This window comes from Streptomyces sp. NPDC045287, assembly GCF_056432325.1.
Window position 1 is genome coordinate 128,085 of sequence record NZ_JBWKJG010000014.1, and the last position, 12,917, is coordinate 141,001.

Here is a 12,917-nt window from a genome sequence, read left to right on the forward strand (position 1 = left end):
GCCGGACCGGCCGGCGGCCCCCGAGCCGCCGGCCGGTCAGTCCAGGACCTGCGTCAGCTCGTGCCGGGTCGCCGTGTGGACGACCCGGCCGCGGGCCCCGTTGACGAGCGGCAGGTACGGCGGCACGTGACCGCACTCCACATCCGCGATCAGCGGGACGCCCAGCGGCCCCAGCGCGTCCAGCACCGCCTCGGCCTGCGTCAGCGACGGCGAGTCGGGCGCCGACGTGCGGCCGATCAGGACGGCGTTGGCGGCGTCGAAGAACCCGGCGAGCCGCATCCCGTGCAGGGCGCGGCAGACGCCGAACGCGTCGTCCTCGCAGACCTCCACGTACACGAGCAGCCCCTCGGGGGCGTGGGCGCGGGCGAACGCGGGCACGTCCCCGTACGGCGTCCCGGCGAGGTGGCACAGCGTGTCGACGCAGCCGCCGATCAGGCGCCCCTCGACGTCCACGTCGCCGTCGCCGTCCAGCCGCGTCCACGTGCCGGCGGCGTCCAGTGCCAGCGCGTCGGCGTGCGGGTCGGCCGCCCAGTCGTCCCAGCCGGAGGAGCGGTGGCGGCCCGGCGGGGTCTGCGCGAACCGGCCGCCCTCCGGCAGCGCCACCACGTCCAGCCAGGACAGCAGCCCCTCCGGCGTCCGGTACGGGGTGTCCATGAGGTTGTTGCCGTGGAGCGTGGCCGTGCCGGTGAGCAGGGTCAGCGGGGTGATGAGGGTCGAGACGTCGGAGAAGCCCACGAACCAGGTCGGTTCGGCGTCCCGCAGCCGGTCCCAGTCGAGCAGCGGGACGAGGTCGATCGCCGTCTCCCCGCCCCACGGCGGCACGACGGCCCGCACGTCCGGGTCGGTCAGCATCGCCGTCAGCTCGGCCGCGCGGTCGGCGGCCGGGGCGCTGAGGTGCCCGGAGCCGTCCATGCAGTCGCCCACCACGACCTCGTACCCGCGTGCCTCCACCGCGCGGACCGCCACGTCGAGCCGCGCGCGGAGCTCTTCGGACACCCCGCTCGACGGGGACGTGACGGCGATCCGGTCGCCGGGGCGCAGGGGACGGGGGTAGCGAATCGGCATGCGGGGGATTCTGGCACGCCGAACGCCCCGGTCGCGCCCGGGTTTCCCCCGCCCCGCCCGCCGCCGTGCCGGGGCGGGGCGCGGCGTACCGGGTCCACCGCGGGGCGGGCGGCCACCGGCCCTTCCGGCCGGGTGCGACGGGAACCCGCCAGATCCCCGCGAGCGGCTTCCGGGGCCGTGCGCACGCCCGCCGCACCGGGGATGATGGTGCGTCCAGCACGTCGGAGACCCAGTACGTCCGCAGTCCAGCAGATCCGGCGAGTCCGGCAGTTCCGTCAGTTGTCCCCCGAGGATGCGATCGGAAAGGCGGGTTCTTTTGCGCAGTGTCGGAGTGGAGGAGGAACTCCTCCTCGTGGACCCGCGATCGGGGGAGCCGCGCGCGCTCTCCGAAGAGGTGTTGGCCATCGCGGCCAGGCACCACCAGGGGCGGGCCCACGCCTTCACCAAGGAGTTGCACGGCCAGCAGCTCGAGTTCGGGACGGTGCCCCGGACCACCATGGGCGAGGTGGCCGAAGAGATCGAGCGGTGCCGCGCCGGTGCGGCGCGGCTCGCCGCCGAGGCGGGCGCCGCCGTCGTGGCGCTGGCGACCTCGCCGCTGCCCGTGGGGCCCGCCGTCACCGAGGGCAGGCGCTACCGGTGGATCCAGGAGCACTTCGGGCTGACCGCCCTGGAGCAGCTCACCTGCGGCTGCCACGTCCACGTCTCGGTCACCTCCGACGAGGAGGGCGTGGCCGTGCTCGACCGGATCAGGCCGTGGCTGTCGGTACTGGTCGCGCTGAGCGCCAACTCGCCCTTCTGGCAGGGCGGGGACAGCGGCTACCACAGCTACCGCAGCCGCGTGTGGGGCCGCCTGCCGTCGGTGGGGCCGGTGGAGCTGTTCGGCTCCGCCGACGGCTACCACCGGCGGGTGCGCGACCTGCTCGCCACGGGAGTCCTCCAGGACGAGGGGATGGTCTACTTCGACGCCCGGCTCTCCCGGCACTACCCGACGGTGGAGATCCGCGCCGCCGACGTCTGCCTGGACGCCTCGACGACCGTCCTCGTCGCGACGCTCGCCCGGGCCCTCGTCGACACGGCCGCGCGGCACTGGAGGGAGGGCCGGCCGCCCGAGGACCACGGCATCGGGCTGCTGAGGGCCGCCGCCTGGCGGGCCGCCCGGTCCGGGCTGGACGGCGAGCTGGTCCACCCGCACACCATGCGGCCCGCCCCGGCCGAGCACGTCGTCCGGGCGCTGTTCCGGCACGTCGAGGAGGCGCTCGACGACAACGGCGACCACGCCCGTGCCCGCAAGTCCCTCGACGACCTGCTGAGCGGCGGCAACGGCGCCCGCGTCCAGCGCCGGCTGCTGCGGCGGCACGGCACGCTGGGGGCCGTCGTCACGGAGTGCGTACGGCGTACGCAGGAGGGGGTGCGCTGACGGGGCCGGCCGCGAGCGGGCGGGCGCCCCGGTGTGACCGCCCCGGACCGGGGCAGGCGTATCCCGTCCGGGAAGCGACGAACAGGGAGTACGCACCATGTCCGCGAAACGGAAGACGCCCGCCAAGGTCCAGCAGGCCAAGGGGGCGGTCAAGGAGAACGTGGGCCGCGCGGTCGGGAACGAGGACATGGCCGCCGAGGGCCGCACCGAGCGCGCCCAGGCCGACCTGCGCGAGGCGGGCCGGAAGGCCAAGGACGCCTTCAAGCGTTGAACCGGCCGGCCGCCGGCGCCGCACCGCCCCCGCACGCCACCGTGCGGGGGCGGTGCGCGTGCGCGGGCCCGGCGCCCGTTTGCACCGCGCGCGGGTGCCGGGAAGTGTGACCTGGTCCAGGCTGGATACGCGGAGGAGGCGAAACCGCAGCAGACCGGGAGCCAGCCATGGGAACCGAAGAGACGATGGGCGACGAGGTCTACCAGCCCGACCCCACCGACGACCGCGAGATCCTGGAGGACCACGGGATCCTCGACGACGAGGACACCCTCTCCGACCGCGCCACCAACCCGTACGAGGAGGGCTACTCGCCCCCGGAGCGGCCCCTCGCCGCCGACGACGTCGGCACCACCGCCCGCGAGCAGCGCGAGGGCGAGTCCCTCGACCGGCGGCTGTCCCGGGAGGTTCCCGACCCCGCCCTGCGCACCGACGACGCCGAGGCGGCCTCCGACGGCATCGGCGACCTGCCCGGCGGCATGGGCGAGCCGTACGACGACCAGGTCGGCCAGGACCGGTCGGGCCGGCTCGTCGCGCCCGACGAGGGCGCCCACACCGACACGGAGAAGGACGTCGTGGGCCGGGACGTGGGCATCGACGGCGGGGCCGCGTCCGCCGAGGAGGCCGCCGTCCACCTCATACCCGAGCCGAGCGAGGAGGGCGAGGGGGACCGGGGGTACGTGGGGGACACCGGGATCGGGGGGGACACCGGAGACGAGCGGAGCGGCTGACCGGCCCCCGCCTCCCACCCCACCACCGGAAAGGCCCAGCCCCGTGCAGCCGACGACGCCCCCGCCCGACGCGTACCACTCCGAGGTCACCCTGCGGGTGAACGGAACGCTCCGCGCGCTCACCGTCGACCACCGCACCACCCTCCTCGACGCGCTGCGCGAGGGGCTGGGCCTGACCGGCGCCAAGAAGGGCTGCGACCACGGCCAGTGCGGCGCCTGCACCGTCCTCGTCGACGGGCGCCGCGCCAACGGCTGCCTGCTCCTCGCGGTCGCCCTCGACGGCTGCGACGTCACCACCGTCGAAGGCGTCGCCCAGGACGGCGGCGACCGGCTCCACCCGCTCCAGCAGGCGTTCCTCGACCGCGACGCCTTCCAGTGCGGCTACTGCACCCCCGGCCAGCTCTGCTCCGCCCTCGGCATGCTCGACGAGGCCGCCGCCGGCCACCCCTCCCTGGCGACCGACCCGGACGCGCCGCCCGCCCAGGGCCCCGTCCCGCTCACCCCGGACGAGATCCGCGAGCGGATGAGCGGCAACCTCTGCCGCTGCGGCGCCTATCCCCACATCGTCCAGGCCGTCGAGGACGTGATCCGGTGAGGCCCTTCGCGTACGTCCGCGCCCGCACGGTCCAGGAGGCGACCGCCGCCCACGCCGCGCACCCCGGCGCCCGCTACCTCGCCGGCGGCACCAACCTCGTCGACCTGATGAAACTCGGCGTCGAGACCCCCGAGACCCTCGTCGACATCGGCCGCCTGCCGCTCGACGCCGTCGAGGAGCTCCCCGACGGCGGGCTGCGCGTCGGCGCCACCGTCCGCAACAGCGACCTCGCCGCGCACCCCCTCGTCCGCGCCCGCTACGCCGCCGTGTCCCGCGCGCTCCTCTCCGGCGCCTCCGGACAGCTCCGCAACACCGCCACCACCGGCGGCAACCTCCTCCAGCGCACCCGCTGCCCCTACTTCCAGGACCTCACCAAACCCTGCAACAAGCGCGTCCCCGGCAGCGGCTGCGGCGCCCGCGACGGCGTCCACCGTGACCACGCGGTGCTCGGCCACTCGCCCCTGTGCATCGCCACCCACCCCTCCGACCTCGCCGTCGCCCTCGCCGCCCTCGACGCCGACGTGGAACTCCACGGCCCGGACGGCGAACGCACCGTGCCCGTCACCGACTTCCACCGGCTCCCCGGCGCCCACCCCGAACTGGACACCGTCATCCGGCCCGGGGAACTGATCACCGCCGTCACCCTGCCCGCCGCCACCGCCGGGCTGCCCTCCGCGTACCGCAAGGCCCGCGACCGCGCCTCCTACGCCTTCGCCCTCGTCTCGGTCGCCGCCGTCCTCGACCTCGACGCCGGCGGCGCGGTGCGCCGCTTGGGCCTGGCGTTCGGCGGGCTCGCGCACCGGCCCTGGCGCGCCCGCCGCGCCGAGGCCGCCCTCCTGGGCGCCGCTCCCACCCCCGAGAACGTCTCCCGCGCCGTCGCCGCCGAACTGGACGCCGCCGAACCGCTCCGCGACAACGCGTACAAGGTCCCCCTCGCCCACCGGCTCGCCGGAGCCGTCGTCGGCGGCCTCGCCGGCACCCACCGCACCTGACCGGAGAACCGGAGCACCCATGGCCGCCACCCCGCACCCCCTCGGCACCCCCGCCGAGCGCATCGAGGGCCGCGACAAGGTCACCGGCGCCGCCCGCTACGCCGCCGAGCACACCCCGCCCGGCTGCGCCCACGCCTGGCCCGTCCCCGTCGGCGTCGCCTGCGGCCGCGTCACCCGCGTCGACACCTCCGCCGCCATGGCCCAGCCCGGCGCCCTCGCCGTCCTCACCCCGTTCAACGCGCCCCGCTTCGCCGCCCCGCCCGACGACCCCGAGCTCGACGTGCTCCAGTACGACGCCGTCCCCCACCGCGGCTGGTACGTCGCCCTGGCCGTCGCCGACACCCTGGAGAACGCCCGCGCGGTGGCCGCCGCCGTCCGCGTCGCCTGCGCCGGCCACGGCGGCGGGCCCGAACCGCACGACGTCGTCCTCGACGAGGACCACCCCGAGGCGTACACCCCCGAGAAGGCCAACGGCGGCTACCCCGCCCACCGCGAGCGCGGCGACGCCGCCGCCGCGTTCGCCACCGCCCCGGTCCGCGTCGACGTCGCCTACCGCGTGCCGCCGCTGCACAACCACCCCATGGAGCCGCACGCCGCGACCGCCCACTTCGCCGGCGGCCGGCTCACCGTGTACGACTCCTGCCAGGGCGCCAACGCCGTCCGCGCCGTCCTCGCCTCCCTCTTCGACCTCCCCGAGGACCGCGTCACCGTCGTCGCCGAACACGTCGGCGGCGGCTTCGGCGGCAAGGGCACCCCCCGCCCGCACGTCGTCCTCGCCGCGATGGCCGCGATCCACACCGGCCGCCCCGTCAAACTGGCCCTGCCCCGCCGCCACCTGCCGTCCGTCACCGGGCACCGCGCGCCGACCCTGCACCGGCTGCGCCTGGGCGCCGAACCGGACGGCACCCTCGTCTCCGTCAGCCACGAGGTCACCACCCACACCTCGCGCGTCACCGAGTTCGTCGAGCAGGCCGCCGTGCCCGCCCGCGTCATGTACGGGTCGCCGCACAGCCTCACCACCCACCGCGTCGTCCCCCTCGACGTGCCCAGCCCGTCCTGGATGCGCGCCCCCGGCGAGACCCCCGGCATGTACGCCCTGGAGTCCGCCGTGGACGAGCTCGCCGACGCCCTCGGCATGGACCCCGTCGACCTGCGGATCCTCAACGACCCCGCCACGGAGCCCGACAGCGGCCGCCCCTTCAGCAGCCGCCACCTCGTCGAGTGCCTGCGCGAGGGCGCCCGCCGCTTCGGCTGGCAGGACCGCGACCCGCGCCCCGCCGCCCGCCGCGAGGGCCCCCTCCTCATCGGCTCCGGCGTCGCCGCCTCGACCTACCCCGTGCTCGTGTCGCCGTGCTCCGCGAGCGCCACCGCCCACCCCGACGGCACGTACACCGTCCGCGTCAACGCGACCGACATCGGCACCGGCGCCCGCACGGTCCTCGCCCAGGTCGCCGCCGCCGCGCTCGCCGCGCCCCTGGAGGCGGTGCGCATCGAGATCGGCAGCACCCGCCTCCCGCGCGCGCCCCTCGCCGGCGGCTCCTCCGGCACGGCCTCCTGGGGGTGGGCCGTCCACCGGGCGTGCGACGCCCTGGCCGCCGCCGTCGCCGGGCACGGCGGGCCGCTGCCCGACGACGGGCTGACGGCCACCGCCGACACGACCGACGAGGTCCGCCGCACACCCCCGTACGCGCGGCACGCCTTCGGCGCCCAGTTCGCCGAGGTGCAGGTCGACACGGTCACCGGAGAGGTGCGCCTCCGGCGCATGCTGGGCGTCTTCGCCGCCGGACGCATCCTCAACGCGCGCACCGCCCGCTCCCAGCTGATCGGCGGCATGGTCATGGGCCTGGGGATGGCGCTGACCGAGCACAGCACCGTGGACGCCGCCCACGGCGACTTCACCGAAAGCGACCTCGCCTCCTACCACGTCCCCGCCCACGCCGACGTGCCCGCGGTGGAGGCGTACTGGATCGAGGAGGACGACGGCCTCCTCAACCCCATGGGCAGCAAGGGCATCGGCGAGATCGGCACCGTCGGCGCGGCCGCCGCCGTCGGCAACGCCGTCCACCACGCCACGGGCGTCCGCTTCCGGGAACTGCCCCTCACCCCGGACCGGGTGCTCCCCGCGCTCCACCCCGAGGAGGGGTTCGCCGCCTGAGCGGCCCGGCACCCGAACGGCCCGGCCGCCGGCGCGCGGTGGCCCCCGGCGGGCCGGGCTCCCGCCCGCCGACACGGGGGACGGGGGAGGCACAATGGGGCGGACGTCCCCGCCCCCGCACCCGCCGGAGTGAGCACCGCCGTGGCCCCCGCCTTCCAGTCCGTCCTCGACCAGATCGCGGCCGACGTCGCCGCCCGACCGGGTCGGGGCCGGCCGGCGGACTACATCCCCGCGCTCGCCGAGGCCGACACCCGCCGCTTCGGCATGGCCGTCGCGGAGCTCGACGGCACGGTCTACGGGGTGGGGGACTGGCGGCACCCGTTCTCCGCGCAGTCCATCACCAAGGCGTTCACCCTCGCCCTCGCCCTCTCCCTGGAGGGCGAGGCGCTGTGGGAGCACGTGGGCCGCGAGCCGTCCGGCAACCCGTTCAACTCGCTCGTCCAGCTGGAGTACGAGAACGGCATCCCCCGCAACCCCTTCGTCAACGCCGGCGCCCTCGTCGTCACCGACCGGCTGCACACCCTGACCGGCGACGCGTCCGGCGCGCTGCGCGCGTTCCTGCGCGCCGAGAGCGGCAACGCGGAGCTGGACTTCGACGGGGAAGTCGCCGCGTCGGAGGCCGCGCACGGCGACCGCAACGCCGCCCTGGCGTACTTCATGGCCTCCTACGGCAACATCGGCAATCCCGTCCCCGACCTCCTGGAGCAGTACTTCCGCCAGTGCTCCCTGGAGGCCTCGTGCGCGGACCTGGCCCGCGCCGCCGGGTTCCTGGCCCGGCACGGCATCCGCGCCGACGGCTCGTCGCTGCTCAGCCGCAGCCAGGCCAAGCAGGTCAACGCCGTGATGCTGACCTGCGGCACCTACGACGCGGCCGGCGACTTCGCCTACCGGGTCGGGCTGCCCGGCAAGAGCGGCGTCGGGGGCGGCATCGTCGCCGTCGTCCCGGGCCGCTGCACGCTGTGCGTGTGGAGCCCGGGCCTCGACGAGCGCGGCAACTCCGTCGCCGGGGTCGCCGCGCTCGACCGGTTCACGACCCTGACGGGCCTGTCCGTGTTCTGATCGCACCGGGCCACCAGGAGACCGGCCCGATGTCCCGCACCAGCGCCGGCACGAGCAGCGACCGGACGACCAGGGTGTCGAGGAGCACGCCGAAGGCGACGATGAACGCGATCTGGAGCAGGAACGCCAGCGGGATCACCGCGAGCGCGGCGAACGTCGCGGCGAGCACCACGCCCGCCGAGGTGATCACCCCGCCGGTCGCGGTGAGCCCCCGCAGCACGCCCTGCCGCGTGCCGTGGTGGAGCGTCTCCTCCCGGACCCGCGACATCAGGAAGATGTTGTAGTCGACGCCCAGCGCGACCAGGAACACGAACCCGTACAGCGGGACCGAGGCGTCCGTGCCGCTGAAGCCGAGCAGCCGCTCGAAGACCAGCGCCGAGACGCCCAGGGTCGCCAGGAAGTTCAGCGCCACCGTGGCCACCAGCAGCACCGGCAGCAGCAGCGAGCGCAGCAGCCCCACCAGGATCAGCAGGATGATCACCAGGACGACGGGGACGATGACCGCGCGGTCCCGCTCGGCGGTCCGCTGCGTGTCGTACTGCTGCGCCGTGTAGCCGCCCACCAGGGCGTCCGCGCCCGGTACGGCGTGGACGGCGGTCCGCAGCCGGACCAGCGCCGCCTTCGCGGCGTCGCTGTCGGGCGCGGCCTCCAGGGTGGCGTTGAGCTGGACCCGCCCCCCGACGACCAGGGGCGGGCCGCCGGGCCGCCCGGACGCGGTGACCGGCGCGACCGAGTCGACCCCGTCGGCACCTTCGGCCGCCGCGGTCACCGCGGGCAGCGCCGCGGCGTCCGCCACGATGACGGCGGGGTTGCCCGAGCCGCCGGGGAAGTGCTCGCCGAGCACCTTCCCCGCGGCGACGGACGGCGCGTCGTCGACGAAGATCTCGTCCAGCGGCACGCCCTTCGCGGTGAGCGCCGGCGCGAACGCCGCGCCCGCCAGCAACACGGCGAGCGTCCCCGCCCACACCCTGCGCGGGGCGCGGTCGACGAGGGCGGCCACCTTCGTCCACACGCCGTGCCCGGCGCCCGCCGCGGCCCGCTTCGGAGCGGCCGGCCAGTACGCCGCCCGGCCCAGCAGCACCAGCACGGCGGGCAGGAAGGTCAGCGACCCCAGGACGGCGCAGACGATGCCGATGGCCCCGACCGGCCCCAGCGCCCGGTTGTTCGTGAGGTCGCTCAGGAGCAGGGCCAGCAGGCCGAGGGCGACCGTGGCGGCGCTCGCCCCGATCGGCCCGTACGACTGGCGGAGCGCCGCGCGCATCGCGGCGCGGCGGTCCTCGTGGAGGACCAGCTCCTCCCGGAAGCGGGCGGCCAGCAGGAGGGCGTAGTCGGTCGCCGCGCCGATGACCAGGATGAACAGGATGCCCTGCACCTGGCCGTCGACCCGCACCACGTCCGCGTCGGCGAGGAGGTACACCACCGCGCACGCCAGGGCCAGGGCGAACACCGCGCACAGGATGACCGCGAGTGGCAGCAGCACGCTCCGGTACACCAGCAGCAGGATCAACAGGACGGCCGCGAGGGCGACGCCCAGCAGCAGCCCGTCGATCCCGGCGAACGCGTCGCTCAGGTCCGCCTGGGTCGCCGCGGGGCCGGCCAGCCAGGTCCGGGTGCCGGGCACCTCGCCGGCGGCGGCCCGGACCCGTTCGAGGACGGCGGGCAGCTCGTCCTCCAGGTCGGGCGCGAGCCGGAGCGCGCCCTGCAGCGCCTCGCCGTCCTCGGACGGCACGGCGGGGGAGGGCGTGCCCACCACGCCGGGCGTGCCCGCCAGGGAGGCGAGCGCCCGCGTCGCGGCCTCCCGCCCGGCCGGGCCCACGGCGCCCCCGCCGTCCCCGGTCCACACCACGACCAGGGGCAGTGACTCCTCCTGGCGGAACGCCCGCTGCGCGTCCAGGACGCGGGTCGACTCGGCGTCCTCGGGGAGGAACGCCGCCTGGTCGTTGGTGGCGACCTCGCCCAGCTTCCCGGCGTACGGGCCGAGACCGCCTCCGACGGCCAGCCAGACGGCGATGAGGAGGGCGGGCAGCAGCCGCCGGGCGAGGACCGGGAAGGAGGGCATGGTTCTCCTGCGGGAGGGGGATCCGTCTACTGTCTCAACGGAAAACTATCTTAATGATTGAGATACATCGGCACCGGGGGCCCGACGCGCCGGAAGCACCCGCTTACCGCCGCGGTGGGGTCTCCAAACCCAGTTCCTCGTTGAGCGCCGTCAGGAACCGCAGCGCCACGTGGAGCTCCTCCGGCGTGAACCGCCCGGTGGCGGCCTCCGCCGCCGTCGCCAGGGGCCGGAAGAACGCGCGCGCGGCGGCCTGCGCCCCGGGCTCGTAGTGCAGGTGGACCACCCGCCGGTCGGTGCTCTCGCGGGACCGGCGGATGTGCCCGGCGCGCTCCAGCCGGTCCACGCAGGCGGTCACCGCCCCCGAGGTCAGCCCCAGGTGCTCGCGCAGCCGCCCCGGCGTCATGGGCCCGTCGGCGTCGAGGATCGCGGCCAGCGCCTGCACGTCCGTCGGGTGCAGGCCCTGGCTCGCCGCGAAGCCGTGCACCAGCCGGTTCACCTCGCCGTTCATCCGGCGGAGCTGCACGGCGAACGCCTGGAGGTCCGCCGGGGGCTGCCGCTCACCCCGCGTCCCCTCGCCCGTTCCGTCGTCGTCCCTGGTCACCACCTGGTCAGCCTATAGAAACCCCGCCTCCCGCATCCGAAGGCACCGGACGGGCGGAAACCGTCCGGGCGGTCCACGGTGGGAGCAGCACCCCGAGCGACGGAGGCACCCATGACGGACCGCAGCGCCCCGTCCCCGGCCACGGACCGGCCGGGACCGGCCCCCGCGACCGCGCCGCTCTGCCTGGTCACCGGCGCCACCGGCTACGTCGGTGGCCGCCTCGTCCCCGAACTCCTCGACGCCGGGTACCGCGTGCGCTGCCTCGCCCGCACCCCCGGCAAGCTCCGCGACCACCCCTGGGCGGACCGCGTCGACATCGTCCGCGGCGACGTCACCGACGAGGCGTCGGTGCGCGACGTGATGCGCGGCGCCGACATCGCGTACTACCTCGTGCACGCCCTCGGCACCGGCCCCGGCTTCGAGGACACCGACCGCGAGGCCGCCGCCGTCTTCGCCCGCCGGGCCCGCGCCGCCGGCGTGCGCCGCCTCGTCTACCTCGGCGGCCTCACCCCCGCCGGCGTGCCCGAGCGGCACCTCTCCCCGCACCTGCGCTCCCGCGCCGAGGTCGGCCGCGTCCTGTCGGACTCCGGCGTCCCCACCACCGTGCTGCGCGCCGCCGTCATCCTCGGCTCCGGCTCCGCGTCCTTCGAGATGCTCCGCTACCTCACCGAACGCCTGCCCCTCATGGTCACCCCGCGCTGGCTGCGCACCCGCATCCAGCCGATCGCCATCCGCGACGTGCTGCGCTACCTCGTCGGGAGCGCCGGGATGCCGCCCGACGTCAGCCGCTCCTTCGACATCGGCGGCCCCGACGTGCTCACCTACCGCGAGCTGATGGCGCGCTACGCCGCCGTCGCCGGACTGCCCCGGCGGCTCGTCCTGCCCGTGCCGCTGCTCACGCCGCGCCTGTCCAGCCTGTGGATCGGACTCGTCACGCCCGTACCGGCGTCCATCGCCCGACCCCTCGCCGACTCGCTGCGCCACGAGGTGGTCTGCCGCGAGCACGACATCGCCCGCCACGTCCCCGACCCGCCCGGCGCCCCCCTCGGCTGCGACGAGGCCCTCACGCTCGCCCTGCGCCGCGTCCGCGAGGCCCGCGTCACCACCCGCTGGTCGTCCGCCTCCGTGCCCGGCGCGCCCAGCGACCCCCTGCCGACCGACCCCGACTGGACCGGCGGCAGCCTCTACACCGACGAGCGGGAACGGCTCGTCGACGCCCCGCCCGAGCAGTTGTGGCGGGTCATCGAGGGCGTCGGCGGCGACAACGGCTGGTACTCCCTCCCCCTCGCCTGGGCGGCGCGCGGATGGCTCGACCGGCTCGTCGGCGGAGTCGGGCTGCGCCGCGGCCGGCGCGACGCCGCGCGGCTCCGCGCCGGCGACTCCCTGGACTTCTGGCGGGTCGAGGAGATCCAGCACGGCCGGCTGCTGCGGCTGCGCGCCGAGATGCGCCTGCCCGGCCTCGCCTGGCTGGAGATGTACGCCGACCGCGACGAACGGGGCCGCACCCGCTACCGGCAGCGTGCCCTGTTCCACCCGCACGGGCTGCTCGGCCACGCGTACTGGTGGGGTGTCGCCCCGTTCCACGCCGCCGTGTTCGGCGGCATGGCCCGCAACATCACCGGGGCCGCCGAGAAGGCCGCCGCCGGCTCCGGCTCCGGGGCGGCGCGGTGACCACGGCCGCCCCGCCCGCCGCCCGCCTTCGGCCGCACGGCCGCCCGCCGCCGCGGGGATGCCCCGCGGGCACGGCGCGGCCGTCTCGCCGTCCACCCGTGACGGGGCCCCGCCCGCTCGCCGCGCGGCGGGCAGGCGGCGCGCCGGACGGCCGGCGCCACGCCGGACGCGTCACCGGGGCCGTACGCGAGCCGCGGAGCCGCCCCGCCCGTGACCGGGCCCGCGCCGCCCGCCCGCTGTGGGCCCCGGCCCGCCTCCGGGCGACCCGCGGGGCCGCCCGGGCGGGGCCGCCGAAGGCGGTGCG

General features: G+C 76.4%; 11 protein-coding genes. 8 read left to right on the forward strand and 3 right to left on the reverse strand.

Annotated elements, in window-relative coordinates; translation table 11 throughout:
• Positions 1–36: 36 nt before the first annotated feature.
• Positions 37–1,065: a S66 family peptidase gene (locus AC07D6_RS23110; RefSeq protein ID WP_479047113.1), complete on the reverse strand. Its 1,029-nt coding sequence runs from the start codon at positions 1,063–1,065 to the stop codon at positions 37–39.
• 316 nt (positions 1,066–1,381) lie between these two features.
• Between AC07D6_RS23110 and AC07D6_RS23115 the strand changes: the two genes are divergently transcribed.
• The 7 genes from AC07D6_RS23115 to AC07D6_RS23145 all read left to right on the forward strand — a co-directional run bounded on the left by AC07D6_RS23115 (position 1,382) and on the right by AC07D6_RS23145 (position 8,282).
• On the forward strand, positions 1,382–2,482 hold the full coding sequence (locus tag AC07D6_RS23115; protein WP_315880424.1) for a glutamate--cysteine ligase: 1,101 nt from the start codon (positions 1,382–1,384) through the stop codon (positions 2,480–2,482).
• Positions 2,483–2,579: 97 nt separating this feature from the next.
• The gene (locus AC07D6_RS23120; RefSeq protein ID WP_315880423.1) at positions 2,580–2,753 is read left to right on the forward strand and encodes a CsbD family protein; all 174 of its coding nucleotides are present in this window, start codon (positions 2,580–2,582) and stop codon (positions 2,751–2,753) included.
• A 167-nt stretch (positions 2,754–2,920) separates the two neighbouring features.
• Complete coding sequence (locus AC07D6_RS23125; RefSeq protein WP_315880422.1) at positions 2,921–3,481, forward strand: DUF5709 domain-containing protein; 561 nt, start codon at positions 2,921–2,923, stop codon at positions 3,479–3,481.
• 43 nt (positions 3,482–3,524) lie between these two features.
• Entirely contained in the window at positions 3,525–4,076 is a 552-nt protein-coding gene (locus AC07D6_RS23130; RefSeq protein ID WP_315880421.1) for a 2Fe-2S iron-sulfur cluster-binding protein, read from the forward strand.
• Positions 4,073–5,068, forward strand: a complete 996-nt coding sequence (locus tag AC07D6_RS23135) for an FAD binding domain-containing protein (protein ID WP_479047116.1) — start codon at positions 4,073–4,075, stop codon at positions 5,066–5,068. Before AC07D6_RS23130 ends, AC07D6_RS23135 begins: the two co-directional genes overlap by 4 nt.
• A 19-nt stretch (positions 5,069–5,087) precedes the next feature.
• Positions 5,088–7,223, forward strand: coding sequence for a xanthine dehydrogenase family protein molybdopterin-binding subunit (locus AC07D6_RS23140; RefSeq protein ID WP_479047118.1), 2,136 nt, complete (start codon positions 5,088–5,090; stop codon positions 7,221–7,223).
• 141 nt (positions 7,224–7,364) lie between these two features.
• Positions 7,365–8,282 carry a glutaminase gene (locus AC07D6_RS23145; RefSeq protein WP_479047120.1) on the forward strand — a complete coding sequence of 306 codons (918 nt, stop codon included), beginning with the start codon at positions 7,365–7,367 and terminating at the stop codon, positions 8,280–8,282.
• On the opposite strand, the gene AC07D6_RS23150 is transcribed toward AC07D6_RS23145, so the two are convergent.
• Both AC07D6_RS23150 and AC07D6_RS23155 read right to left on the reverse strand, forming a co-directional pair.
• Positions 8,251–10,341 (reverse strand): MMPL family transporter, encoded by a 2,091-nt coding sequence (locus tag AC07D6_RS23150; protein WP_479047123.1) that lies wholly within the window; start codon positions 10,339–10,341, stop codon positions 8,251–8,253. The two genes, AC07D6_RS23145 and AC07D6_RS23150, sit on opposite strands and share 32 nt — an antisense overlap.
• Before the next feature lie 103 nt (positions 10,342–10,444).
• Positions 10,445–10,945 carry a MarR family winged helix-turn-helix transcriptional regulator gene (locus AC07D6_RS23155; RefSeq protein WP_391654118.1) on the reverse strand — a complete coding sequence of 167 codons (501 nt, stop codon included), beginning with the start codon at positions 10,943–10,945 and terminating at the stop codon, positions 10,445–10,447.
• Positions 10,946–11,053: 108 nt separating this feature from the next.
• Between AC07D6_RS23155 and AC07D6_RS23160 the strand changes: the two genes are divergently transcribed.
• Entirely contained in the window at positions 11,054–12,613 is a 1,560-nt protein-coding gene (locus tag AC07D6_RS23160) for an SDR family oxidoreductase (RefSeq protein WP_479047125.1), read from the forward strand.
• The last annotated feature ends 304 nt before the right edge of the window (positions 12,614–12,917 follow it).